Origin of the sequence: Methylobacterium sp. HMF5984 (genome assembly GCF_045033435.1) — a bacterium.
Classification (GTDB): Bacteria; Pseudomonadota; Alphaproteobacteria; order Rhizobiales; family Beijerinckiaceae; genus Methylobacterium.
Genome location: NZ_JBJFLN010000001.1, coordinates 578,926 through 601,844 on the forward strand (window position 1 = coordinate 578,926; position 22,919 = coordinate 601,844).

At 65.3% G+C, this 22,919-nt stretch carries 23 protein-coding genes and 1 pseudogene; 13 read left to right on the plus strand and 11 right to left on the minus strand.

What is annotated here, in order from left to right; genetic code table 11:
- Nucleotides 1-48: 48 nt before the first annotated feature.
- Nucleotides 49-1,554, minus strand: a complete 1,506-nt coding sequence (locus tag ACFZ8E_RS02730; RefSeq protein WP_405041938.1) for a CoA-acylating methylmalonate-semialdehyde dehydrogenase — start codon at nt 1,552-1,554, stop codon at nt 49-51.
- A gap of 119 nt (nt 1,555-1,673) precedes the next feature.
- On the opposite strand from ACFZ8E_RS02730, the gene ACFZ8E_RS02735 reads away from it, so the two are divergent.
- Nucleotides 1,674-2,585, plus strand: a complete 912-nt coding sequence (locus ACFZ8E_RS02735) for a LysR family transcriptional regulator (protein WP_405041939.1) — start codon at nt 1,674-1,676, stop codon at nt 2,583-2,585.
- On the opposite strand, the gene ACFZ8E_RS02740 is transcribed toward ACFZ8E_RS02735, so the two are convergent.
- Nucleotides 2,570-3,538, minus strand: a complete 969-nt coding sequence (locus ACFZ8E_RS02740; RefSeq protein WP_405041940.1) for a LysR substrate-binding domain-containing protein — start codon at nt 3,536-3,538, stop codon at nt 2,570-2,572. The genes ACFZ8E_RS02735 and ACFZ8E_RS02740 overlap by 16 nt on opposite strands.
- A 95-nt stretch (nt 3,539-3,633) precedes the next feature.
- Here ACFZ8E_RS02740 and ACFZ8E_RS02745 point away from each other — a divergent pair, with 95 nt between their 5' ends.
- The 6 genes from ACFZ8E_RS02745 to ACFZ8E_RS02770 all read left to right on the plus strand — a co-directional run bounded on the left by ACFZ8E_RS02745 (nt 3,634) and on the right by ACFZ8E_RS02770 (nt 8,737).
- A complete protein-coding gene (locus ACFZ8E_RS02745) occupies nt 3,634-4,617 on the plus strand; it encodes an NAD(P)H-dependent flavin oxidoreductase (RefSeq protein WP_405041941.1) in 984 nt (327 codons plus the stop codon).
- A gap of 26 nt (nt 4,618-4,643) precedes the next feature.
- The gene (locus tag ACFZ8E_RS02750; RefSeq protein ID WP_405041942.1) at nt 4,644-5,033 is read left to right on the plus strand and encodes a tautomerase family protein; all 390 of its coding nucleotides are present in this window, start codon (nt 4,644-4,646) and stop codon (nt 5,031-5,033) included.
- A 151-nt stretch (nt 5,034-5,184) separates the two neighbouring features.
- Nucleotides 5,185-5,454: a DUF485 domain-containing protein gene (locus tag ACFZ8E_RS02755; protein WP_405041943.1), complete on the plus strand. Its 270-nt coding sequence runs from the start codon at nt 5,185-5,187 to the stop codon at nt 5,452-5,454.
- A 5-nt stretch (nt 5,455-5,459) separates the two neighbouring features.
- Nucleotides 5,460-7,079 (plus strand): cation/acetate symporter ActP, encoded by a 1,620-nt coding sequence (gene actP, locus ACFZ8E_RS02760; protein WP_405041944.1) that lies wholly within the window; start codon nt 5,460-5,462, stop codon nt 7,077-7,079.
- Between the two features lie 189 nt (nt 7,080-7,268).
- Nucleotides 7,269-7,631 (plus strand): hypothetical protein, encoded by a 363-nt coding sequence (locus ACFZ8E_RS02765; protein WP_405041945.1) that lies wholly within the window; start codon nt 7,269-7,271, stop codon nt 7,629-7,631.
- Nucleotides 7,628-8,737 carry an NAD(P)H-dependent flavin oxidoreductase gene (locus ACFZ8E_RS02770; RefSeq protein WP_405041946.1) on the plus strand — a complete coding sequence of 370 codons (1,110 nt, stop codon included), beginning with the start codon at nt 7,628-7,630 and terminating at the stop codon, nt 8,735-8,737. Before ACFZ8E_RS02765 ends, ACFZ8E_RS02770 begins: the two co-directional genes overlap by 4 nt.
- 534 nt (nt 8,738-9,271) lie before the next feature.
- Here the strand turns inward: ACFZ8E_RS02770 and ACFZ8E_RS02775 are convergent.
- From ACFZ8E_RS02775 to ACFZ8E_RS02785, 3 genes are all read right to left on the minus strand, one after another.
- A complete protein-coding gene (locus tag ACFZ8E_RS02775) occupies nt 9,272-10,300 on the minus strand; it encodes an IS110 family transposase (RefSeq protein WP_405041947.1) in 1,029 nt (342 codons plus the stop codon).
- Between the two features lie 348 nt (nt 10,301-10,648).
- Entirely contained in the window at nt 10,649-11,827 is a 1,179-nt protein-coding gene (locus ACFZ8E_RS02780) for a DUF2325 domain-containing protein (RefSeq protein ID WP_405041948.1), read from the minus strand.
- Nucleotides 11,828-12,013: 186 nt separating this feature from the next.
- The gene (locus tag ACFZ8E_RS02785; RefSeq protein WP_405041949.1) at nt 12,014-12,355 is read right to left on the minus strand and encodes a winged helix-turn-helix domain-containing protein; all 342 of its coding nucleotides are present in this window, start codon (nt 12,353-12,355) and stop codon (nt 12,014-12,016) included.
- A gap of 150 nt (nt 12,356-12,505) precedes the next feature.
- Between ACFZ8E_RS02785 and ACFZ8E_RS02790 the strand changes: the two genes are divergently transcribed.
- From ACFZ8E_RS02790 to ACFZ8E_RS02810, 5 genes are all read left to right on the plus strand, one after another.
- On the plus strand, nt 12,506-13,561 hold the full coding sequence (locus tag ACFZ8E_RS02790; RefSeq protein WP_405041950.1) for an NAD(P)-dependent alcohol dehydrogenase: 1,056 nt from the start codon (nt 12,506-12,508) through the stop codon (nt 13,559-13,561).
- Between the two features lie 107 nt (nt 13,562-13,668).
- On the plus strand, nt 13,669-14,202 hold the full coding sequence (locus ACFZ8E_RS02795; protein ID WP_405041951.1) for a cytochrome b: 534 nt from the start codon (nt 13,669-13,671) through the stop codon (nt 14,200-14,202).
- Between the two features lie 86 nt (nt 14,203-14,288).
- A complete protein-coding gene (gene modA / locus ACFZ8E_RS02800) occupies nt 14,289-15,062 on the plus strand; it encodes a molybdate ABC transporter substrate-binding protein (RefSeq protein WP_405041952.1) in 774 nt (257 codons plus the stop codon).
- Between the two features lie 11 nt (nt 15,063-15,073).
- On the plus strand, nt 15,074-15,283 hold the full coding sequence (locus tag ACFZ8E_RS02805) for a molybdopterin-binding protein (RefSeq protein ID WP_405041953.1): 210 nt from the start codon (nt 15,074-15,076) through the stop codon (nt 15,281-15,283).
- A gap of 2 nt (nt 15,284-15,285) precedes the next feature.
- A complete protein-coding gene (locus tag ACFZ8E_RS02810; protein ID WP_405041954.1) occupies nt 15,286-15,795 on the plus strand; it encodes a hypothetical protein in 510 nt (169 codons plus the stop codon).
- Between the two features lie 27 nt (nt 15,796-15,822).
- On the opposite strand, the gene ACFZ8E_RS02815 is transcribed toward ACFZ8E_RS02810, so the two are convergent.
- The 6 genes and pseudogenes from ACFZ8E_RS02815 to ACFZ8E_RS02840 form a co-directional block, all read right to left on the minus strand.
- Complete coding sequence (locus ACFZ8E_RS02815) at nt 15,823-16,713, minus strand: substrate-binding domain-containing protein (RefSeq protein ID WP_405041955.1); 891 nt, start codon at nt 16,711-16,713, stop codon at nt 15,823-15,825.
- A 39-nt stretch (nt 16,714-16,752) separates the two neighbouring features.
- Nucleotides 16,753-17,247, minus strand: coding sequence for a tRNA (N6-threonylcarbamoyladenosine(37)-N6)-methyltransferase TrmO (gene tsaA / locus ACFZ8E_RS02820; protein WP_405041956.1), 495 nt, complete (start codon nt 17,245-17,247; stop codon nt 16,753-16,755).
- 325 nt (nt 17,248-17,572) lie between these two features.
- Entirely contained in the window at nt 17,573-18,454 is an 882-nt protein-coding gene (locus tag ACFZ8E_RS02825; protein ID WP_405041957.1) for an intradiol ring-cleavage dioxygenase, read from the minus strand.
- 41 nt (nt 18,455-18,495) lie between these two features.
- Nucleotides 18,496-18,646: pseudogene (locus ACFZ8E_RS02830) on the minus strand (IS3 family transposase); the annotation flags it as partial.
- 77 nt (nt 18,647-18,723) lie between these two features.
- Nucleotides 18,724-21,219 carry an outer membrane protein assembly factor BamA gene (bamA, locus tag ACFZ8E_RS02835; RefSeq protein WP_405041958.1) on the minus strand — a complete coding sequence of 832 codons (2,496 nt, stop codon included), beginning with the start codon at nt 21,217-21,219 and terminating at the stop codon, nt 18,724-18,726.
- Nucleotides 21,220-21,738: 519 nt separating this feature from the next.
- Nucleotides 21,739-21,903: a hypothetical protein gene (locus tag ACFZ8E_RS02840; RefSeq protein WP_405041959.1), complete on the minus strand. Its 165-nt coding sequence runs from the start codon at nt 21,901-21,903 to the stop codon at nt 21,739-21,741.
- Between ACFZ8E_RS02840 and ACFZ8E_RS02845 the strand changes: the two genes are divergently transcribed.
- Complete coding sequence (locus ACFZ8E_RS02845) at nt 21,902-22,282, plus strand: hypothetical protein (RefSeq protein ID WP_405041960.1); 381 nt, start codon at nt 21,902-21,904, stop codon at nt 22,280-22,282. The genes ACFZ8E_RS02840 and ACFZ8E_RS02845 overlap by 2 nt on opposite strands.
- Nucleotides 22,283-22,919: the final 637 nt, after the last annotated feature.

Below are 22,919 nucleotides of genomic sequence, written 5' to 3' on the forward strand. Positions count from 1 at the left end.
CAGGGTGCTGTGAGTTTTGCTAAAACCGCGGATCGGCAACTAAGCGGATTACTGCATCGTCGGCATGACGAAATCGGCGCCCGCGCGGATTCCGGTAGGCCAGCGGGTCGTGATGGTCTTGAGGCGGGTGTAGAAGCGCACACCCTCGGGGCCGTGCATGTGGTGGTCGCCGAAGAGGGAGGCCTTCCAGCCGCCGAAGGAGTGGAACGCCATCGGCACCGGGATCGGCACGTTGATGCCCACCATGCCGACCTCGATCTGGTGGGCGAACTCGCGCGCGGCGTCGCCGTCGCGGGTGAAGATCGCGGTGCCGTTGCCGAACTCGTGCTCGTTGATGAGCTTGGCCGCGGTGGCGTAGTCGGGCACCCGCGTGACGGCGAGCACGGGACCGAAGATCTCCTCCTTGTAGATCGTCATGTCGGGGGTGACCCGGTCGAACAGCGACCCGCCGATGAAGTAGCCGTCCTCGTAGCCCTGGAGCTTGAGGTCGCGGCCGTCCACCAGGAGTTCGGCACCCTCGGTCACTCCCTGGTCGATGTAGCCCCGCACCTTGTCGCGATGCTGCTTCGTGACGAGGGGGCCCATCTCGGCCTCCGCGTCGGTGCCCGGGCCGACCTTCAGCGCGCGGATCTTCGGGATCAGCTTGGCGACCAGCGTGTCGGCGGTCTTCTCGCCCACCGGAACGACAACCGAGATGGCCATGCAGCGCTCGCCGGCCGAGCCGTAGGCGGCGCCCATCAGCGCGTCGACCGCCTGGTCCATGTCGGCGTCCGGCATGACGATCATGTGGTTCTTGGCGCCGCCGAGGCACTGGGCCCGCTTACCGTTGGCGGTCGCCGTGGCGTAGATGTAGCGGGCAATCGGGGTCGAGCCGACGAAGCTCACGGCGCCGACGTCGGGGTTGTGGAGGAGCGCGTCAACCGCCTCCTTGTCCCCCTGCACGACCTGGAACACCCCGTCGGGCAGCCCGGCTTGCTTGAGCCACTCGGCCATCAACAGGGCCGTCGAGGGGTCGCGCTCGGAGGGCTTCAGGATGAAGCAGTTGCCGCAGGCCAACGCCACCGGGAACATCCACATCGGCACCATGGCCGGGAAGTTGAACGGCGTGATGCCGGCGACGACGCCCAGCGGCTGGCGCAGGGAATGGCTGTCGACGCGGGTACCGACGTTCTCGGTGACCTCGCCCTTGAGAAGCTGCGGAGCGGAGGTCGCGAATTCGACCACCTCGATTCCCCGCTGGATTTCCCCGGCGGCGTCGGAGAGCACCTTTCCATGCTCGGCGGTGATGACCGCGGCCATCTCGCCGATGCGGTCCTGCAGGATGCCGAGGAACTTGTTGAGGATGCGGGCGCGGCGCAATGGCGTCGTGGCGGCCCAGCGCGGGAAGGCGGCGCGTGCGCTGGCCACGGCGGCGTCCACCTCGTCACGGCTTGCGAGCGCGACGGCGCCGGTCTGCTCGCCGGTCGCGGGGTTGAAGACCGGAGCGGTGCGTCCGGAACGGCCAGGCACGCGGGCGCCGCCGACGAAGTGCTCGATGGATCTGACCTGGGCCATGGTTTCCTCCCGGTACCGGCAATGCATGTCGTCGCCTGTTTGGCTCGCCCCTTCTCGTCCTTCGATTTTTGCTGTTCAACAGGCGTTCCCGCCAAACCGATGTGCACGAATGGATGCCCATGAATTGGGACCACCTGCAGGTCTTCCTCGCCGTCGCCCGACATGGGCAGATGCTTGAAGCCAGCCGCAAGCTCGGCCTCAACCACGCCACCGTGGCGCGCCGCATCGAATCCTTGGAGGCTGCGCTGGGGGCCCCCCTGTTTCACCGCCGACCCAACGGTTCCGCGCTGACCGACGCCGGCGAAAACCTGGTACCGACGGCCGAACGCGTCGAGGCGGAGATCGTTGCCGCGGCTGCACGTCTGAGCGCGATGGAAGCCGAACCGAGCGGGACCGTTCGCATTGGCGTGCCGGACGGCCTCGGCAACCTGTTCCTGGCGCGCGAGCTCGGCCTGTTGGCGACGCGGTATGCAAACCTCGTCATCGAGCTCGTCCCGCTGCCCCGCTCGTTCTCGCTCTCAAGACGTGAAGCCGATCTTGCCATCGGTCTCGACCGGCCGGCGCACGGGCGCCTTATCCTCTCGAAGCTCACGGACTACACGCTGGGACTCTATGCGGGGCAGGCCTATCTCCAGCATGCGGGGCATGTGGAGAGCGAGGAGGATCTAGCCGGGCATGCCGCGGTCATCGGCGTGGACGACTACGCTTACGCATCCGCCCTCGACTACATGACCTTCCTGCAAGGCAAGACGCGGAGCGTATTTCGATGCGCCGGTGCCGTCGGTCAGCTGGAGGCGGTACGCGCCGGAGCCGGAATCGGCATCCTCCACGACTTCGCCGCGTCCGACTGCCCGGACCTCGTCCGCGTGCTTCCACACATCGTGTTCGAACGAACCTATTGGTTGCTGTCCCACCCCGATAGCCATGAGGTCCGCCGCGTCTCGGCCTGCCGGGAATTCATCATGCGACGCGTGCGCGAGGAGCGTGGACGCTTCCTGCCCAGGGACGCCTCGAACTATGCGACGCCCTGAAGGCCGTTGCCTGCCATCACGAGATCGAAGCCTTCCTTGGGCAGAAGATCGAAGATCTCGTAGGTGCAGTCGAGGAAACGTTCGAACGCGGCGGTCAGCAAGCTATCCCGGCGATAGACGATCAGCGTCTGTGCGAAGCCCGCCCCGTCCGGAAGCGCATGGATCGAAACCCGCCCGCTCCGCTGCATCGGTTCGGCGACGACCCGTGGCAGCAGCGATATACCCATGCCGGCCTCGACGCAGCCGATGATCCCGTCGAGGGTGCCGAACTCCATCCGTCGAACGTGCACCAGACCGTGAGTTCCGAGGAACGTCTCCAGCCGCAGTCGGTAGGAGCAGCCGGTCTTGAACACCAGCACCCGCGCTTCCTGCTTGCTCGCCAGCATGGCGACGACCTCGTCGTGTGTGCGAAACTTCGCGCCTGCGACAAGCACGAGTTCCTCCTCCAGCACCGGGACGGCGGTCAGGTCGTCCTGGCTGATCGGCCCGGAAACGAACGCGGCCTCAACCTTCCGATCCAAGACCGCGGAAATCAGCGATTTGGTCGGGCCGAGTTCCAGTTCGATGTCCACCTCGGGATACTTGCCGGTATAGGTCGTCAACAGGCGCGGCAGCCGAAGCGCGGCGGTGGTTTCCATCGAACCCAGGCGCAGCGATCCGCGCGGCGTCTCGTCGGACAGGACGGCCTGCTCGGCATCGGCCAGCAAGCGCGCCACCTGCGTTGCATAGGGAAGCAGCCGCTCGCCGGCTCGGGTCAGCGTGACGCCCCGCGTGCCGCGATAGAACAGGGGTGTGTGAAGGGCCTGCTCCAGCGCCCGTATGCGCCCCGTGACGTTTGACTGGACCGTATTCAGTACCGCTGCCGCCCGCCCGATCCCGCCGGCTTCGGCGACAGCCGCAAAAAACATCAGGTCTGCACTATTCATGACATCTCGATCCAAGATGGGTGCCATCAGAAGGAATCATTATTCCTGAAATCATGGCTCGGCTACATGATTTTTCCCAGCACCGAATCGGCACCAGGGACCGACGGGCGCCGGGGACAATCATGGCACTGCGAACCCGTCTGACCGAGGCGTTCGGGATCCGTCATCCCATCGTTCTCGCACCCATGGACCCGGCTTCGGGCGGCGCCTTGGCCGCGGCCGTCAGCGCCGCCGGCGGCCTCGGGCTCATCGGCTGCGGCTACGGCAACCGCGAGATACTTGAGAGCGAGTTCGCCAAGGCGGGCAATCAGCGCGTCGGCTGCGGGTTCATCACCTGGTCGATGGCGAAGGATCCGGTTCTGTTGGACATGGCGCTGGCGCACGAGCCGGCGGCGATGATGCTGTCCTTCGCAGATCCGACCCCGTTCGCGGAGAAGATCCGGGCGGCCGGCGTACCGATGATCTGCCAGGTGCATAGCCTGGAACATGCCCGTCGCGCGCTCGACGCCGGCGCCTCCGTCCTGGTGGCCCAGGGCACCGATGCCGGCGGTCACGGCCTGACCACCCGTGGCACCATCACCCTCGTCCCGAGCGTGGTGGACCTTGTGGCAAGCGAGCGCCCGGAGGTCCTCGTCCTCGCGGCCGGTGGCATCGCCGATGGGCGCGGCATCGCCGCGGCGCTGATGCTCGGTGCGGACGGCGCACTGCTGGGCAGCCGGTTCTGGGCCACGCAGGAAGCCCTGATCCATCCCTCCGCCAAGGATCGCGTCCTCGCCGCCACCGGCGACGAGACCGTGCGGACGTCGGTCTACGATATCGTCCGGGGTCGCGCCTGGCCGGTCGAGTACACCGGACGCCTGATGCGCAACCGGTTCATCGAGACCTGGCACGGCCGCGAGGACGAGTTGCGCGGCCTTGCGGCCGAGGAGCGCGAGAAGGTCGAGGCCGCCGACCGGAGCGGTGACCACGACGTCTCGAACGTGACCGTCGGCGAGGCGATAGGCCTGATCCGGGACCTGCCCCCGGCGGGTGCGCTCGTCGAGCGCCTGGCCGCGGAGGCCGAGGCGCAGCTCGCATCGGTCTCCCGCGCCTTCATCGCCGCCTGACTTCCACTCGATTCACGAGGTGACCCATGCCCTTGCTACGCTTTGACCTGGTCCAGGGCCGCAGCCCGGCCGAGATGCAGACGCTGCTCGATGCCGCCCACGATGCGATGCTGGAGGCCTTCCAGGTGCCTCCCGGCGACCGTTACCAGATCGTGCATGAGCATCCACCGGCACACCTGGTTGTCGAGGACACTGGCCTGGGCATCCCGCGGACGGACAAGCGCGTGGTCCTGCAGGTGACGACACGACCCCGAAGCCGCGAGATGAAGGAAGCTTTCTACCGGCTCCTCTGCGAGCGGTTGCAGGAGAAATGCGGGATACCGCCCACCGACGTGGTCGTATCGATGATCAGCAACACCGATGACGACTGGTCGTTCGGACACGGACGCGCGCAGTTCCTGACCGGTGAGCTTTGAAAGCTCCCGAAGCTGGAAGGCCATGCCGCACACGGGAAGAATCATGATCGGCATTTATTGACCTGATCGATGAAATCATAAGCTCGGCCTCGACTTGCATGTGACGTGCGGTCTTGGATCTTCATTGTTCGAATATTGGAGACGGCACGTCATGGAACCAGCCACCCCCCCGCTGCGCGGGCATGATACGCAGAACGTCCATTTGGGCGTGGTCCTCACCGTCATCCTCATGGCGGCCTACTTCGGCTTCGTTACGATGGGTGCGTTCGCGCCCGCGCTTCTGGCCCGCCCGGTCCTATCCAACGGCACCGTCACCTGGGCTTTCGCCTATGGCCTGTTCGTCATCGTCCTCGGCGTCGTGCTGACCGGCATCTACGTGCTGGCGGTCAACCGCGCCGATGCGCGCCTGTCGGGGGAGTGAAAGTCATGCCCATCGGTCGACACGCCGTTCGCGCCGCGCTTGCCTCCGTTTCCATCCCACTTGCCACGCCGGCGTTCGCGGCGGCGGGCGAGACCTCCAGCCTCAACCTGACGGCAATCGGGCTCTTCCTCACCTTCGTCCTGCTGACCCTCTGGATCACCTGGAAGGCGGCCCAGCGCACCAAGTCGGCCGACGACTTCTACGCCGCCGGCGGTAACATAACCGGTTTCCAGAACGGCCTCGCCATCGCCGGCGATGCGATGTCGGCCGGTGCCTTCCTGGGTCTCACGGCCCTGGTGTTCACCTCGGGTTTCGACGGTTTGATCTACGCCATCGGCTACACCACCGGCATGCCCATCGTGGTGTTCCTGCTGGCCGAGCGCCTGCGCAAGCTCGGACGCTACACGTTCACGGACGTGGTCTGCTCGCGGCTGAGCGAACGCCCGATCCGGATCTTCGCGGCCTGCGCCTCGCTCGTCGTGGTGGCCTTCTACCTGATCGCCCAGATGGTCGGCGCAGGACAGCTGATCCAGTTGCTGTTCGGCCTCGACTACCTCTATGCGGAGTTCCTCGTCGGCGTGCTGATGGTCTGCTACGTGATGTTCGGCGGCATGGTCGCCACCACCTGGGTGCAGATCATCAAGGCCGGCCTGCTGCTCGCCGGCGCGTCGCTGATCGTGCTCCTGGTGCTTGCCGCCTACGGCTTCGACTTCGGAGCGCTGCTGGCACAGGCCACCAAGGTACATCCCAAGGGAGCGGCGATCCTGGCTCCGCAGGCCGCACCCAAGGACCCGCTCTCGGCGCTGTCCCTGGGCCTGGCGCTGATGTTCGGGACGGCGGGGTTGCCGCATATCCTGATGCGCTTCTTCACGGTGCCGGATGCCCGTGCGGCGCGCGTATCGGTGTTCTGGGCGGCGACGTTCATGAACTACTTCTACGCCCTGGTGTTCGTCCTCGGTTTCGGCGCGCTCGTCATGACCGCCGGCAACCCGACCTACATCGACGTGGGCGGTGCGCTGCGCGGCGGGGGCAACATGGCGGCGATCCACCTCAGCCATGCGGTGGGCGGCAACGCGATGATGGGGTTCATCTCGGCGGTCGCCTTCGCGACCATCCTCGCGGTCGTCTCGGGCCTGACGCTGGCCGGCGCCTCGGCGGTCAGCCATGATCTCTATGCCGGAGTCATCCGCCGGGGACGCCTCGACGAGAAGAGCGAGGTGCGCATCTCACGCATCGCGACCTTCGCGCTCGGCCTGATCGCCATCGGCCTCGGCATAGCCTTCAAGGGGCAGAACGTCGCCTACATGGTCAGCCTCGCGTTCGCGGTGGCCTGCTCCTCGACGTTCCCGGTGCTGTTGCTGGCGCTCTACTGGCGGGGTCTCACCACGACGGGCGCCGTGGTCGGCGGCACCGTAGGCCTCGTCAGCGCCCTCGGCCTGACCCTGGTCGGACCGGCGGTCTGGGTGAAGGTGCTCGGCAACCCGGCGCCCCTGTTCTCCCTGGATCCGCCGACGCTGGTGACCCTGCCGCTGGCCTTCGCGACCTGCTGGCTGGTCTCGCGTCTCGACAGGAGCGCACAGGCCGCCAACGACCGCGAGCGCTTCGACCTGCAGCAGGCCGTCTGATCCGCCGGCCGACCGCCTGCATGTGCCGACCATGGTTCTCGCCGTGGTCGGCACATTCCGATGGCGAAGGCATCGGAATGTCCGATGAGGGGGGTCTGTAGGAAGCATTATCCACGAGCGGGCGCGGCGACTATACGCCGGCCCAGGCGGTCGCCCGCACCGCCACGAGGCCGTTCCGGGGATGCGGATATGACCTTCAAGCTGTTCGCAAGGCGTGCCATCGCGCAGATCGTCGAGGCGCGGGTCCGCGAGATCGTCTCCGTGCTGGATGAGGACAAGGTCGCCCATGACGCAGGGGCGCCCGCGGGCGAAGCCTCCGCCCCGCGCCTGATCCATCATATGCGGACGGACGTCACGACCTGCGACGACGCCCCCGACTGGGCCGAGATCTCCGTGGGATTCGGTTCGCTCAATCCGGGTATCGCCGGCGAACTATGGGGACTTATCGTCATGCCGCGGACGATGCGCACGTTCGACCCTGCGGAAGTGACGTTCGTCGCCCCCACCTATCTGGCATCGGGAAGAACGCGACGGGGCCCGAGCGGCCAATGATCGCCGGACAGGCGATCCCGTCCATTCAAGGGTTGGACATCATGCCTCGAACGGCGCGCCTGACCGATTTGCTCGGGCTCAGGCACCCCATCGTGCAGGCCCCGATGGCTGGCGTCTCGACGCCTGATCTGGCGGCAGCCGTCTCGAACGCCGGGGGCCTGGGCTCCATCGGCATCGGGGCGAGCACCGTCGCGCAGGCTCGCGAGATGATCGAGGGCACCCGAGCCCGGACCGACCGGCCGTTCAACGTCAACGTCTTCTGCCATCCGGCCGCCCAACGCGACCCGGAACGCGAAGCCGCGTGGCTCGCCCACCTGGCACCCTTGTTCGCGGAGTTCGGTGCGACCGTCCCGGAGACCCTCACCGAGATCTACAAAAGCCACCTCGACGACGACGAGGCATTCGAGTTGCTGCTGGAGACCCGGCCGCCGGTGGTGAGCTTCCATTTCGGGCTTCCGCGCGCAAGGAGCCTGGCCGCTTTCCGGGAAGCCGGCATCAAGACCATGGCGTCCGCCACCACGCCCGACGAGGCGGTGCGGATCGAGGCGGCCGGCATCGACGTCGTCATCGCCCAGGGCATCGAGGCCGGGGGGCATCGCGGCATGTTCGACACCGAGGCCCACGACCCTGGGCTGAGCACTTCGGTGCTCGTTAGCTTGCTTGTGAAGCGGACCAACCTGCCCGTGGTCGCTGCCGGCGGGATCATGGATGGGCGGGGCATCCGTGCCGCGCTTGAACTGGGAGCCGCCGGCGCGCAGTTGGGCACGGCGTTCATCCTCTGCCCGGAAAGCGCGGCCAATGAGGCCTACCGCGCCTCGCTCCGAAGTGACCGGGCCTATGACACCCGCCTGACCACGGCGATCTCCGGCCGGCCTGCGCGTGGTCTCGCGAACCGCTTGATCCTCCACGGCATCGCCGCTGGTTGTCCGCCGGCCTGTGCCTATCCGCTTGCGTATGATGCCGCGAAATCCCTTCATGCGGCTGCCTCGGGTAGCGGTAGCGACGCCGCCGCGGCGCAATGGGCCGGACAGGGGGCCCCCTTGGCCCGGGAAATGCCGGCGGCCGACCTCGTCGCTCAGCTTGTCCGGGAGGTTCGGGAAGCCTAGGTTTTAATCTCAGTAAGCTTGACCACGTGGAGGGCTGCGAAGGGTGGATTTTTGCCTGTACGCTTCCGAGCGGCAACGCACGGAAGCGGACGTTGCCGTCCCGCCCGCTCACGACCCTTCTCGGACCCCCGAAAGGTCTGCTTCGCGGCAGGTTAGCGGAGGATGACCTACGTCTGGGTCGGGTGGTTTCCCGCCATTCTGCTTTCGGGCAGTGATCGATGGAAGCGGACATCGCCTACGCGCCCGCTCACGACCCTTAAGCGACCCTCGGAAGGTCCTGTGTGGATGGCTCCCGCATTGCAAGCGGCGAATTGAGCTTCTGACGCGTTGGTCGGGTGCAGTCTTGTGTCCGGCCTGTTGATGCAGTCGTTCTTGTGACTGCTGGCCCTGATGGTATCCGCGAGCTGGGTCCCACTCTGCTTTGCGGGCTATGATGCCCTGGACATTCAGCGGGGTGTCCCGGCTCCCGGGCTGACCGGTTCGCCATCAACTCTCATCGTCCTCGCAACCTGGAAAAGTCTCCTTGCCGTGCTGTCAGGCGGCCGTGGCCGCTGGTGCGCGGTAGGTGCCGCCGCGGGTCATGATCGCCCAGGCGACCCGTGCGGTGCGGTTGGCCGCCGCAACGGTTACCACGCGCACTGGCTTGCGCTGGAGCAGCGCCGGCAGCCGTGGGTCGACCGACGTCGGCGCAGCCTTCGCGCGCCGGACCAAAGAGGTCATGCCGACCACGAGCAGGCGGCGCAGATAGCGGTCGCCCATGCGCGAGATCCGGCCCATGCGCTCTTTGCCGCCACTGCAGTTCTGCAGCGGTGTCAGCCCCAACGAAGCTGCGAACTGCCGACCGGAGCGGAAGCGCTCGGGCTCGCTCACTGAGGCGGCCAGCGCCGTTGCCGAGACGATGCCGACACCGGGGATCGTCGCCAGGCGCTGTGACAGGTCGCTGTCCCGATGCCAGGCCAACAACTCCTTCTCCATCCGGGTGAGATGGATCTGTACGGCGCCGATCTGATCGGCCAGCCCGGTCACCACGCGTTGCGCCAGTGGTGGCACCTCGGCTGCGTCTCCGGCCGAGAGCCGGGCTGCCAGTTCGAGCGCGTGCCGCAGGCCCCGCGCCATCTCGATCCCGAACTCGGCGAGCAGGCCGCGGATCATGTTCACCAACTGCGTACGTTGCTTGACCAGCAGGTCGCGCGTCCTGTGCAGCGCCAGCGCTGCCTGCTGCTCGGTCGACTTCACCGGCACGAAGCGCATGCTCGGGCGCGTCACCGCCTCGCAGATGGCAGCGGCATCGTTCGCATCGGTTTTACCGCGCTTCACATACGGCTTCACGTAAGCGGGCGGCATCAGCCGCACGTCGTGGCCGAGGCTCATGAGTTCCCGGGCCCAGTGATGGGACGTTCCGCACGCCTCCATGCCGACCAGGCATCGAGGCAGCTTGGCGAAGAACGGCACGACCTGCGCCCGGCGTAGCGCCTTGCGAACGACGACGTGCCCAGCTGCATCAACGGCGTGAACCTGGAAAATGCTCTTGGCCAGATCGATGCCGACGGTGGTGATCTCCATGGGGATGGCTCCTGCATCTGCGTGGCTGCTGCTTTGACAGCAACCACATCTTGGCACCGAGATGCCGTCAGTCGGAGCGGGAGCCATCCACCCCATCTGCTTTCTAGCTGCTTGCCAAACGATCATCTACGACTGGCCTGCGGCACGACGGCTTCGAGACGGAAGCTCAGGGACTGGTTGCCACGCTGAAAAGGAAAGCGGCGCGTCCCCAATGAGGACGCGCCGGAGAGTGGGCTTGTGGTCTCAGGAACAAGCAGACGTACGGCATATCAAAATTCAGCCGGATCGCTGTAGCCGATTGGATACAGCGTTCTTCAACCTCTTGCTTCGCCTCCTTAGGGCATTCGTTTAGGCGTGAGCGTCAGATCGTGCTTGGTTCGAACCAGGCAGCACAGCGTGGACGTAGCTTGCGAGACTCGCGCTGCGCAGCGGGTGGAAAGGTTTTGCACCGTCGCCGCAACTGCGCTTGACCCAGGCGGTCGCTTCGTGACTGACGCATTCGACGGGGAACAGCACCAGGTCGCTTTGTCCGACGAGACCCGGAAGCAGGCTGAGGCTTTCCTCGATGCCGCCGTCATGGCTCAAAAGCCGGCCGCCGCGCTCCGACGTGAAGCGCCGGAGGTTCGCGACCTGACGCGGACGGCCACCGACGTACAGGAAGGTTCGACCTTGGAGACAGGCGGGATCGATCGCTGACGTGTCTGCCGAGACGGAAGTGGTCTCGATCACGGCCTCCAGCGCGGCGACCTCAGCTGCAAGCGCTCGACAACGACCGCCCTCCGCTTCGAGGTCCTGGCTCAGCCGATGAGAGGCCTGCATCAAGATCGCAACCTTCTCCTCCAACGCCTCCGCATGTGCCTGTTCGCGTGCAAGGCGGCCTTCCAGAGTTTTCATCGCTGCCTTGAGCGACGCTTCGGGGTCGTCAGACGGACGGGGCAACGGCGCTGAGCGATCTGTGTCGGCGGCGCGGGCCTGCGAGCTGAGGGCGTCGCGCTGCTCCATCAGTTCGAGGATGCGCCGCTCCTGCCGTAGGGCTTCCGCCTCCTGCGCAGCCAGATCCGCTTCGAGCTGGCGCAGGCGTCGGATGTCGGCACGGTTCGACTGCCCGACGAGATGCGAGAGCATGTGCACCTCGCCGAAGACGTCCTGCACCAGGGGCCAATCGGTGGCCGGATGGGTGATCGCGGCCCAGTAGGCACCGGGGATCTCGCCGCGTTCTAGATACTCGCGCCAGAGTGTGCGGACTTCCGCGGCAGTGCTGGCCTCCGTGAAGCGCTTGATCTCGCGCTCGTGGCGGCGATCCAGAGTCTTCTGCAGGAGCTTGGCGCCGCCATCGCGCCGTCCGGCCATCTGCACGATCTCGCCGTGCAGCCGGTGCTCCGTCATCGTTCGGGCATCCAGCCGGCCAAGCTTGGCCAGAATGCTACGCGCCTCGGCGTTGGTCAGACACGTGCCGACGATCGAGCAGTGCAGGTTGTCGGCCAGTTCCCAGATCCGGTCGCGGGGCCTCTCGGCCGGGTCGGCCACCGGCGGCAGGAAAGTCGACCTCACGGCGCCAGCCGCAAGCGCCTGGAGCGCTGGTCCGCTGATGTGAGGGCCTTGGGTCACGCCGCACCTCCGCAATCGCTATATTCCGTCAGATATAGCCAATCTGTCGTAAAGGTGGTTGCTTGCCTAGGGGGGTAGGCATGAGGGCCGAACGAATTCGGGGAGTCAGCCTGCTACCGAGGCCGAGGTCAGGCGTTGCAGGAAGGGGGAGGCCGCACGCTCGGCCGCGCGTTCGATCGCTCGATAATGCGCGACGACCTCGATCCCAAATGCCGAGAGCTGCGCCCCGCCGCCACTCTTGCCGCCGATTTGCGCGGCGACCACGGGCTGTCCGAACCCCTTGTTCATCGCCTCGACCAGCATCCACGCTCGCCGATAGGACATCCCGATCGCCCGGCCGGCCGCCGAGATCGAGCCGTGCTCGGCGATCAGCTCCAGAAGTTGCACCTTGCCTGGCCCGAGCTGGTTGTCGGGTCCGAGATCGATGCGGATGCTCAACCGTGCCATCGGGTCCTTTCGTCCTGCAGGTGACCATAACCCGGATCGAACGCCGACGCTTCCATCCGTAACTGGCGCCCGATGTATCCTGCGGTATATAGCGTGCCGTACCTACTGCAGCGATCGCTGCCATGATCGCCCCTTCGGAGACGAGCCTGCATGTTCACTTGCACCGGATACGCGTCATCGAGTGCCGAGGCGCCGCTCGCGCCCTTCACCTTCCAGCGTCGGGATCCCGGTCCGTCCGACATCGAGATCGAGATCGTCTATTGCGGCGTCTGCCATTCGGACCTGCACCAGGCCCGCAACGAGTGGCAGAACACCCTCTATCCGTGTGTGCCCGGCCACGAGATCGTCGGGCGCGTCACGCGCGTCGGCGCCGAGGTCTCGACCTTCAAGGCCGGTGACCTCGCCGGCGTCGGCTGCATGGTCGGGTCCTGCCGGGAGTGCGCGAGCTGCAAGGAGGGGCTGGAGCAGTATTGCGAGCCCGGCTTCACCGCGACCTACAACGGCCCCGAGCCTCAGACCGGTGGCCACACCTTCGGCGGCTATTCGAGCCATGTCGTCGTCGACAGCCATTTCGTCCTGCGCATCCCGCAAAACCTCGACCTCGCCGGGGTCGCGCCGCTGCTGTGTGCCGGCATCACGACGTACTCGCCACTGCGCCACTGGAAGGCCGGACCCGGACAGAAGGTGGGGATCGTGGGCCTCGGCGGCCTCGGTCACATGGGCCTCAAGCTCGCACATGCCATGGGCGCGAAGGTCACCCTGTTCACGACCTCCCCAGGCAAGGAGGCGGATGCCAAGCGCCTCGGCGCCGACGCCGTGGTGATCTCGAAGGACGCGGACGCGATGGCCGCCCAGGGGGAGACCTTCGACTTTATCCTCGACACGGTGGCGGCCGAGCATGACATCAACGCCTATCTCGGCTTGCTGAAACGCGACGGCACGCTCGTGCAGGTCGGCGCACCCGAGAAGCCGCTGCCGATGCAGGTGTTCAGCGTGATCTGGCGCAGGCGGAACTTTGCCGGGTCGCTCATCGGCGGGATCGCTGAAACCCAGGAGATGCTCGACTTCTGCGCCGAGCACGGCATCACCTCGGACATCGAGATGATCCCGATCGACCAGATCGAGACCGCCTACGCCCGCATGCTGAAGAGCGACGTGAAGTACCGCTTCGTCATCGACATGGCCTCGTTGTCGAAGGCTGCCTAAGGTCCGGGCGATCGTCGCCACGGAACTTCGTCGCGACGATCGCGTGGATGGCGAGCGGGATCACCTCGTCGCCAACCGCGCCGAAGCACAGGCCCCAAGGACAGGCCATGGCCACCTGGCTCGACACGACACAGCGCTATGGCCGCATCAGTCGCGGCTTCCACTGGCTCATGGCCGCGCTCTTCGCGTGGCAATTCGCGGGGGCGCTGCTCTACGTCGGCATCGGCGACACCGCGCTCACGCGGTTCGTCGGTGGAAGCCACTTCACCTTGGGCTTCACCCTGTTCGTTCTGGTCCTGCTACGCGGAGCCTGGGGGCTGATGAACCTGGGCCGACGACCTCCACACCCTGGGCGCCTCGGCCGCGCGGCGGTGGCCGGTCACGGCCTGATCTACGCGCTGATGATCGTCGTGCCGGGGATCTCGCTTCTACGCCAGTATGGGTCGGGCAAGGGCTTTTTTCCCTACGGGATCCCGCTCATGCCGGTGCGGGACGACAAGATCGCCTGGATGATGGTTCCCGGTGACCTGTTCCATTACTGGCTCGGCTTCGTCCTCATGACGGTCGTGCTCGGTCACATCATCATGTCCGTCCTCCACCGCGTCCTCTGGAAAGAGAACGTGCTGGTGCGCATGACGTGAGCGGATGGCGACGAGGACGATCGTTCCTGACCGCGGCCGACGCATCTCCTGCTGACCACGCAAACGACCCGGAGAACACATCCTCGATGCGCAACCTCACTCGTGCCCTCCTCGTCACCGGTCTTCTGCTGGGTGCCTCGATCACGCAAGCCGCCGAAACCGCGACGGTCTTCGGGGCGGCGAGCCTGAAGAACGCCCTCGACAATGCCGGCAAGGCTTTCACCGCGCGGACCGGGATCGAGATCAAGGCGAGCTACGCCGCCTCCTCGGCGCTCGCACGCCAGATCGAGGCGGGCGCGCCGGCCGACCTCTTCGCCTCGGCCGATCTCGAATGGATGGATTACCTCGACAAGAAGACGCTCATCCGACCCGAAAGCCGGGTGAACCTGCTCAACAACCGCCTCGTCGTCGTTGCGCCCAAGGACGCGAAGGAGAGCGAGGTCCCGTTCACCGTAGAGGGCTTCGCCAAGGCGCTTGGCTCTGATGGGCGGCTTGCCACTGGCGAGGTCACGTCGGTGCCGGTGGGCAAGTACGCCAAGGCGGGCTTCGAGAAGCTCGGGCTCTGGGCGACGATCCAGCCGCGGTTGGCGCAGGCCGACAACGTGCGCGCGGCGCTCGCCCTGGTCTCGCGCGGCGAGGCGCCGCTCGGCGTCGTCTACGAAAGCGACGCGAAGTCCGATCCGGGCGTGAAGGTGGTCGGCGTGTTTCCGGCGGACAGCCATCCGCCGGTGGTGTACCCGTTCGCCGTCACGTCCGAGGCTAAGGGTGACGGCGCGGCCCGCTTCCTCGACTTCCTGAAGGGGCCGGCGGCCAAGCCGTTCTTCGAGGCTCAGGGCTTCACGGTCATCACAGTAGAATAGGCAATTCCGGTATGAAAATCTCCGCACGCAACCTCATCAAGGGCAAGGTCGTCGCCGTCGAGAAGGGCGCGACCACCGCGCACGTCAAGATCGAGATCGCTGGCGGTCAGGTCATCACCTCGGCGATCACCAATGAGGCGGTCGACAGCCTGAAGCTCACGGTCGGCGGGGAGGCCTACGCCGTGGTCAAGGCGTCCGACGTGATGATCGCGGTCGACTGAGCATGTCCATTTCCCGCGCCCTCCTCGTTTCTGGATTGTTGGCCTTTTCAGGCAGCACGGCCATGGCCGAGGATGTGCCCGCCTGCGCCAGCTTCGCGTGGTCGGTGGCGCGGGAACGGACGGCCTTTGCAGCACCCGACCTGCCGACAGTAACCTCCGGGTCTGCGCTGTCGGGCGGGACGGGTGCGGCGCGCCTCGTGCTGAAGCCGATCGCCGATGTCACGCTCCTGTTCCCGTCGGAGAAGGCATTGAAGCCGGGTACGTTCGCCGGTTCCGTGACGGCTACGATCCCGGCCGCCGGCACCTATCAGGTGACGCTCTCGGACGACGCCTGGATCGACGTCAGCCAGGACGGCCGCACGTCTCTCAGACCCTCGGCTCACAGCGGCAAGGCCGCTTGCCCGGATGTCCGCAAAAGCCTGCGCTTCGTCCTCGATGCCGGCGCGGTAACCATCGAAGTCAGCCGTGCACCAGCTCCGGATATCAAGCTCGACCTCCTCGAGGCCGAATAGCTTCTCGGCTGCGTAACGCGAGGCGCCTCAGGGCGCCGCGATCGGTTCAAGCTCATGTCGGGCGAGGATCGCCTGTGCCTTCTCCGAGACGAGGAACACCGCGAGGCGGGCGGCGTCCGGGCTGTCGCTCAGGAGCGCCATGCCATAGGTCGCCGGCACCGAGAGGTGTGGGGGCAGCGGGACGAGGCTGAGGCCGGGCGCCTCCTGCATCGTGCCTTCCTGTCCGCTGCAATAGTACAGCAGAGCGTCGGCGTTATTGCCGAGGAACACGGTGGCAGCAGGGCTTCGCCCGGCCACCGGCACCATCGTGTTGGGGGAGCCGAGCAGCCTCAGGGCCTTCTTCTCCAGGATCGCCTTGGCGCCGGGGTGGATGGTCTCGGCTCGGTCGAACACGGCCTGGGCGTAGTCACCGCCGGGATCGGCACCCGGTGTCGAGGTCGCGAGCCGCAGGTCGGGCTTGAGCAGGCGGTCGAGGAGGTTCTCGGACGTCAGCCCGAGGTCGGCACGGGCGAGAACGCATAGCTTGTTCCGAGCGAAGGGCACCACGTCCCTGGCCTTGCCGGCTTCTGCAAGGCGACGTGGCCCCGTGAGGTCGGCCGAGAGAAAGAGGTCTGCCTTCTCCCCGCCCTCGATGCGCTGACGCATCAGGCCGGCTGGCCCGAACACCGGAGCCGCGACGGCATCGGAGGGAAGGCCCGAGGCGGCGATGACGTCCTTGAGCGCCGCCACGAGACTGCCTGCGGCGAAGATCCGAACAGGCTCCGCTCGGGCCGGGGCGACAGCCGCGAAGGCGATAGTCCCGATCAGTGCGAGGGTCCCAAAGGTACGATGGGTCTTCGAAAGGCGTGTGTCGGGCAACGTCGGCTCCGGCTCGATACAAGCGCTGTATCTGCTGGGATATAACCGGGCGTAGGTCAAGGTGGCTGATGGCGTCGCTACACTGCCAATAGGCTTCGTTCAGGCACCGGTTTCGTAGTCGCCCAGCTGCGGTGGTGCGATCGGCGTGAAGAGGGATCGATCGGGCTTGAGGTCGAGCAGCGGCGTGCCGTCGAGGCAATCGAGCCCTCGCACGGTCAGGATGCCTCCCTCGATCGCGATGAGCGTAACGATCGAGGTCCCGATTGGGTTCGGCCGGACGGGCGAGCGTAGGGCGAAGGTGCCCCGCGTCGTGCCGTCGTTGGCTGGGCTTTGGCGCACCAGATCGCGCCGGGAGGCGTCGAGCCAGTAAAGAACCTCGATCCGAGCAAATTCGCCCAGGCCGTCGAGTGCGGCGATCCATGGCTCGAAGACCTCGATCCGGCACGACGGGCCATCCGCTCGTCCTTGCCGCGGACAAGCTAGACGGTCGGTCCAGGGCGTGCGGATACGGCCGATGTAGGTCAATCCGGCGTCGCGCCCCTCAGGAGGGGTGATCGCAACTTCACCGGTACGGATCTCGTTGAGGCGCACCATGCCTCGTGTTGTCCCACAGGTGCGACCTATGCGCCATTGCGAGGGCGCCAGTCCTCACACCGCACGGCATACAAGTGAGGCACGTCCACTTGCCGGACGATGTCCGCTTCCGGGAGAAGGATTAGGGTCCGCTTGCCAACCTTCTCGGACCTTGCTGCACGCAGCCGTACGAGTCGGGAAAACGGTCCGATACCCGACATATCGCTCAGGTTGCTATCGACCCTTCTCGAACCCGCGGGAGGTCTGTTTCTCGGTAGCTTTGTGAACCAGGATCTACGACCAGGACGGGAAGAAAGCAGATCTTTGATAATGGGGCCATTATGCTCTAACGGCGCGCTAAGAACGGATGCTGGTCGGCAAGCAACACGCCGGGAACGATAAGTATCGGTCCTTCGGGTCTACCGAACTCTGGCGGTGGGCCTGGCGGACGACCTTGTCCGAATGCACCCCGGGGTGGGCCCCCGGGTGGAGCGCCATCAGGCCCCCCCGACAGCACCACGCCCTGACGATTCACGCCCACGACCAACGTCGCCGCGTAGTGATCGGCAGCCTCCTTGATGTCGCAGAACGCTATGCGACCCGGATCCATTCGGGCGAGCATATCGGTGCTGTTGAACGTGTCGCGAGGGCGCGTCCGTCCGCCATACGCGGAGACGTTAGCGAACAGGTACTCGCTCAGTGCATCTGGGAAGTAGGTCTGCCCCATCAGCACGTTGCGGCCGTCCAAGAAAATCTTGAAGTGAATGTGCGGCGTTCGTCCGGGATACCAGGCCGGATAGATCGTGCGGAACGCGACCGAGCCAGACCCGTCGGTCATCTGCGTACCACGTAGGAACGCACCCTGCGTGCGAGACCCGCCGGGTCCTCCAGCGTAGCCTGAGTACTCGCCATCGGCGCCCGCACTCCAGATATCGACTCTTGCTCCAGGTAGCGGGCTGCAGGGTCCTGCTTCTATCACGGACATGCGAAGGATCAGCGGGACCCCGGGGAGCCCTTCCGTGACGTCCGATCGCTCAAGATGCGGATCGAAGTAGAAAGGGCCTTCGACGGCCTGCGGCGTCAGCACGCAATGTTGAGTTACCGGGGCGGGCGGTGAAGCGTTTGCCGTAGCCGGCCGAGCGCCGACCATGGTGAGCGGGAGCCCAAGAGAAGCGCCGAGGGCACTGCGTCGATTGAAGCTAGAGGCGGGGTTGAATGTATTTTTCATGGCGACCGAGTAGTGGGTAAAGGCACCAAAAGATGCCCAGATTGCAGGCGGCCGTACTCGGGACGCCAACGATGATACGTGACTTCTGTTACCTCGACGGGTCTAATTACTCCCGTGCCCTCGCGACACTAAAATATCAACATAGCTCAGTTTGGCAACAATCTTTTCAGCCGGATGCTTATTACGTCTCATTGCAAAATCATCTTTTACTCACATAACCGACTTATATAATAAATACCAGCATTAATGTATATCGGTTTGCATGCTGACTAGAATTTCGATCCGCCTGAAAAACGGAAGGCCTGGGTTTGATCTGCGCCAATGTGGCCGTACTTGCCCAAAGTTGGAACATACACCTTCACGCCATCGTCTTTAGTAAGCGCGTAAGCATAATCAAAGCGGATCGGCCCGAGTGGAGAGTTCCATAGGATCGAGGCGCCAATGGACGATCGGATGACCGCCTTGTCGCGCACGTTGACGCACTCCGGCTCGACGCCGATCGTGTAGGCGCTGTACTTACAGCCCGTCGTCGCGCTGTAGCCGTTGATGAAACCGTCCCCGTTCACGTCGAAGCTGCGCTTACCCTTGTAGCCGAACAGCGTGCCGGCATCAGCAAAGACTGCACCCTTCAGGCCGAGGTCGCGCGGCAGGTAGGGAAGTGGGAATTGGACTTCCAGGGTGCCGCCAACGTAGGTCGAACCGCCGATGGCGTTGGAGCGGGCGTCGGTGGTGCCGACATCGCGCGGGCCAATGCCGTTGGGGGCGAAGCCGCGGACCAGCGACGGCCCGAGGAAGAATTCATCGGTAACGTTCAGGGGCTTCCCGTCGAGCGAGTCGATGTGGCCACCCTGGAATCGGATGAAGCCGACGACATCTTCGTGGAACTCCTTGTAATAGCGCAGGTCACCCGTCACGCGGAAGAACTTCGAGTCGCCGCCGAGGCCCGCGACGTCTGGCTTGATTTCAGCGTAGAGGCCATTGTGCGGGGCGCCGATGACGTCCAGCGTCGAGTAGGCGAGCGTCAGGCCGGCGAGCGAGGTGAGCGTGTTGCCCTGGGAGCCCTTGATCGCGATCGAGGCCTCGCCGTTGTAGGCGCAGGACGGGTAGATCGCCTGTCCCCCGACGTCCCGCCCGTTCAGGACCGTGCCTGCGGCATAGACCGAGGTGTATCCCGATATGGGGTTCGAGCAGTCGTTGTAGGGCTGCTTGATCGAGTTCGGGACCTTCAGCTCGGTGTTGTAGAGCGAGTAGCGCAGGGTCACGCCGAAGGCTTCGGTCACCGGCAGGCCGATACGGAGCTGGCCGCCGTAGACGGTGGTCTCGTAGCGCGAGTACCGGGTCAGGTCGCTGTACTTGTAGAACGCGTCGAAGCCGGCCGCGAGGCGGTAGCCGAGGAAGTACGGCTCGGTGAACGAGAAGTCGACGCCGCGCGAGTACTGGCCGCCGGTCCCGGCGACGCGGACGTACTGGCCGCGACCGAGGAAGTTCGACTCGGAGACCGAGACCTCGCCGATGATGCCGTCCTGGGTGGAGTAGCCGCCCGCCACCGAGAACGAGCCCGTGGGCTGATCCTCGACGTCGATGTTGATCACGACGCGGTCGGGCGAGGAGCCGGGCTCGTTCGAGAAGCGGACCTTCTTGAAGAAGCCGAGGCCGTTCAGGCGGCGCTCGGCGCGGTCGGTCAGCACGCGGTTGTAGGCGTCGCCCTCGGCGATATCGAGCTCGCGGCGGATGACGTAGTCGCGGGTGCGGGTGTTGCCGCGGATGTTGATGCGCTCGACGTAGACGCGCGGGCCGTCCTCGACGACGAAGCCGAGGGAGACCTGATGGGTCGCGCGGTCGCGCTGGCCGGTCGGGCGGACCTGGGCGAAGGGATAGCCGGCCCGGGCGACGTCGTTGGTCAGGCCCGACAGGGTCTTCTCGACGTCCTCGGCGTTGTAGACGTCGCCGACCGTGGTGCGGATCTCGCCGTCGAGGTTCTTCGTGTCGAGGCCCGGCAGGCGGGAATCCACCGCCACGGCGCCGACCGTGTACTGCTCGCCCTCCTCGACCGTGACCGTGATCACCCAGCCGTTGGCGTCCGGGCCCTCGACGTAGCGGGCGTCGGCGTTGACGATGCGGAAGTCGGCGTAGCCCTTGCGCAGGTAGTAGCGGCGGACAAGGTCGAGATCGTTGGCGATGCGATCGGGATCGTAGACGTCGGAGGTCTTGATGAACGACAGGAAATTCATCTCGGACGAGGAGACCAGCCCCTTCAGCGTCCGCTCGCTCACGGCGTTGTTGCCGACGAAGGTGATCGACACGATGCCGGTCTTATCGCCCTCGTCGATCTGGTAGATCACGTCGATCGAGCCGTTGGGCAGGTCGACGGTGCGGTAGGTGACCTTGGCGGTCCCGCGGCCGGCGCGGCGGTAGACTTCCTTGATCCGCGCCATGTCGGACTTGATCACGGCCTCGTTGAAGGCGCCGCGGGCCTTGGCCTCGACCTGCCCTTCGAGCGTGGCCTTCTCGATCTTCTTGTTGCCCTCGAACACGACCCGGTTGATCAGGTTGTTCTCGCGGACCGTCACGACGGTGCGGCCGCCGCTGGCGGCGACCTTCACGTCCGCGAACATGCCGCTGGCGAGCAGGTTGCGGCGGGCTTCCTCGGCGGAGCCCGATGCGGTGCCGGTGACGTAGGAACGAATGACATCCGCGTCGACGCGTTTGTTACCCTGCACAATGATCTCGGCGGCGATCGCGTCGCTAGCGACTAGCACCAACATGAGGCCGATAGCCCAGACCGGACGAGGCGATGTGCGCAAGTTATTTTTTGAAGATCCGCGTGCCGGTCGCAGGCAATGGGGATGCACGGGCGAACTCGCTTCCGATAAGCCGAATGGCGACTGCGCTTATGAGTGGGAATTTTACCCACGGCAATCGATGGCCTTCTGGTGCGTGCGATTTGGCACGGCTACGGTCAGATCCCAGTGGGGATGCCCGTCGACGAGACAGCGGTGGGTCGGCGACGGCAGATCGTGTGGTCCATGTCCCTGATGCTTTGGCCTGCAGGCCTTCAAAAGCCTAGGCGTCATCTTTGGAAGACGATGTAGGGTCGTCGACCGCATCAACGCATAGCAACGTAATGTTAAGGTGCTTGTGGGTAAATTTCACACTCAATGACGACCGGGCGATCCGGTCCCTCGATCTTCGGGTAGCTCAATGAGCAGTATCTCATCCTCGACATCACAGATCTTCGCTCAGCGGTCTCCACCGCCGCCACGGCCTCAGGGGTCGATGAAGGATCAGATGTCCTCGACGATCAGCACTGAGTTGTCTGCGGGTTCCCTCAGCAGCACAGATGCCACGGCCCTCACCTCAGCCCTCACCTCGATCGACACGAGCCTGTCCGCAGACTCCACGAGCGCGACGGCGAGCAAATCTACCTCGAAGCTCGATCCCTCTTCCATGAAAGATAAGATCGACGGCTTGATTTCTGACCAAGTCAGTGCCGGAAGCCTCACCGACGATCAGGCTACCGAACTGAAGAACCTGTTCGCGAGCGGTGGTCAGAGTACGAGTTCCGGGACGGCCAATGATGTCGGTGGCGCTGGCGCACCTCCGCCCGGGCCGCCTCCGGGACCGCCCCCGGATGGCTCCAGCTCCGATACCTCATCGAACGATGATTCGAACGGCACGACATCCGGCAGTTCATCGGTCAGCGACCTTCTCAGCTCATTCATCAAGCAATTGCAGAGTTCCCAGTCCAGCAGCTCGGCTTATGGCGCAAGTGGGACGAGCAGGAACAGCTACGCATCGTCGGCCTTGGTACTCGATACCAGCGCTTGAACAAGAGATGGGTGAGGGCACGTCGAGAGGTTGGCGAAAGTTGCAAGCACGAAGATTAGGCGTGTAAGGGCGTTGATCACGAGATGATCCCGCCTTTTTAAAAGCCTCTCGGTCGATCTAAGCCTCTGCCTTCGCCCACGTGTGACGGCAAGTCGATTTGGGCCGACCGTGCAGCCAGGATGGCCGAGCGGGCAGACCGTCCCGCCGTTATGAGACGATGCTACCCGCCACACTCCCCGCGATCTTTAGCGTACACTCCGTAAAACGACTGTCACGATTTGCTTGCGTCGGCGTTCCAGCAGTTACCTGGAACGCCGACGTATGTATATTGGATGACGCCCGCCTAAGGACAGGCCGGACGACCGAGGCCATCAAGGCGACCGTGCAGGGCGTCGTCGCGGCCGGTGATGGGGTTTCGCCAGGTTTGAACGAAACAGCCGCCCGCCACGAGCAACCCGTGGCTCGGCACGAACCACACCGGCCATGCTAGCAACAGTAGGACGGCATAGACGAAGGCCGCCGTCCAACAAGCGAGTCGTCTCCGATGGTGGATGACGAGAGCGAAAATCCCGCGTCGATCCGGGGTATCGCCATCATCGGCGCCGATACCCCCGCGAGGTAGGTCATCATCCCCGCG

What these genes read in the sequence shown, in the direction of transcription:
- tsaA (WP_405041956.1), bottom strand. Translation starts at nt 17,247, where the DNA reads ATGGTGCGCCTCAACGAGATCCGTACCGGTGAAGTTGCGATCACCCCT.
- ACFZ8E_RS02825 (WP_405041957.1), bottom strand. Translation starts at nt 18,454, where the DNA reads ATGAAAAATACATTCAACCCCGCCTCTAGCTTCAATCGACGCAGTGCC.
- ACFZ8E_RS02740 (WP_405041940.1), bottom strand. Translation starts at nt 3,538, where the DNA reads ATGGCACCCATCTTGGATCGAGATGTCATGAATAGTGCAGACCTGATG.
- ACFZ8E_RS02730 (WP_405041938.1), bottom strand. Translation starts at nt 1,554, where the DNA reads ATGGCCCAGGTCAGATCCATCGAGCACTTCGTCGGCGGCGCCCGCGTG.
- ACFZ8E_RS02845 (WP_405041960.1), top strand. Translation starts at nt 21,902, where the DNA reads ATGAAAGATAAGATCGACGGCTTGATTTCTGACCAAGTCAGTGCCGGA.
- ACFZ8E_RS02735 (WP_405041939.1), top strand. Translation starts at nt 1,674, where the DNA reads ATGAATTGGGACCACCTGCAGGTCTTCCTCGCCGTCGCCCGACATGGG.
- ACFZ8E_RS02775 (WP_405041947.1), bottom strand. Translation starts at nt 10,300, where the DNA reads ATGGAGATCACCACCGTCGGCATCGATCTGGCCAAGAGCATTTTCCAG.
- ACFZ8E_RS02750 (WP_405041942.1), top strand. Translation starts at nt 4,644, where the DNA reads ATGCCCTTGCTACGCTTTGACCTGGTCCAGGGCCGCAGCCCGGCCGAG.
- ACFZ8E_RS02805 (WP_405041953.1), top strand. Translation starts at nt 15,074, where the DNA reads ATGAAAATCTCCGCACGCAACCTCATCAAGGGCAAGGTCGTCGCCGTC.
- ACFZ8E_RS02745 (WP_405041941.1), top strand. Translation starts at nt 3,634, where the DNA reads ATGGCACTGCGAACCCGTCTGACCGAGGCGTTCGGGATCCGTCATCCC.
- bamA (WP_405041958.1), bottom strand. Translation starts at nt 21,219, where the DNA reads ATGTTGGTGCTAGTCGCTAGCGACGCGATCGCCGCCGAGATCATTGTG.
- actP (WP_405041944.1), top strand. Translation starts at nt 5,460, where the DNA reads ATGCCCATCGGTCGACACGCCGTTCGCGCCGCGCTTGCCTCCGTTTCC.
- ACFZ8E_RS02755 (WP_405041943.1), top strand. Translation starts at nt 5,185, where the DNA reads ATGGAACCAGCCACCCCCCCGCTGCGCGGGCATGATACGCAGAACGTC.
- modA (WP_405041952.1), top strand. Translation starts at nt 14,289, where the DNA reads ATGCGCAACCTCACTCGTGCCCTCCTCGTCACCGGTCTTCTGCTGGGT.
- ACFZ8E_RS02795 (WP_405041951.1), top strand. Translation starts at nt 13,669, where the DNA reads ATGGCCACCTGGCTCGACACGACACAGCGCTATGGCCGCATCAGTCGC.
- ACFZ8E_RS02810 (WP_405041954.1), top strand. Translation starts at nt 15,286, where the DNA reads ATGTCCATTTCCCGCGCCCTCCTCGTTTCTGGATTGTTGGCCTTTTCA.
- ACFZ8E_RS02840 (WP_405041959.1), bottom strand. Translation starts at nt 21,903, where the DNA reads ATGGAAGAGGGATCGAGCTTCGAGGTAGATTTGCTCGCCGTCGCGCTC.
- ACFZ8E_RS02790 (WP_405041950.1), top strand. Translation starts at nt 12,506, where the DNA reads ATGTTCACTTGCACCGGATACGCGTCATCGAGTGCCGAGGCGCCGCTC.
- ACFZ8E_RS02770 (WP_405041946.1), top strand. Translation starts at nt 7,628, where the DNA reads ATGATCGCCGGACAGGCGATCCCGTCCATTCAAGGGTTGGACATCATG.
- ACFZ8E_RS02765 (WP_405041945.1), top strand. Translation starts at nt 7,269, where the DNA reads ATGACCTTCAAGCTGTTCGCAAGGCGTGCCATCGCGCAGATCGTCGAG.
- ACFZ8E_RS02785 (WP_405041949.1), bottom strand. Translation starts at nt 12,355, where the DNA reads ATGGCACGGTTGAGCATCCGCATCGATCTCGGACCCGACAACCAGCTC.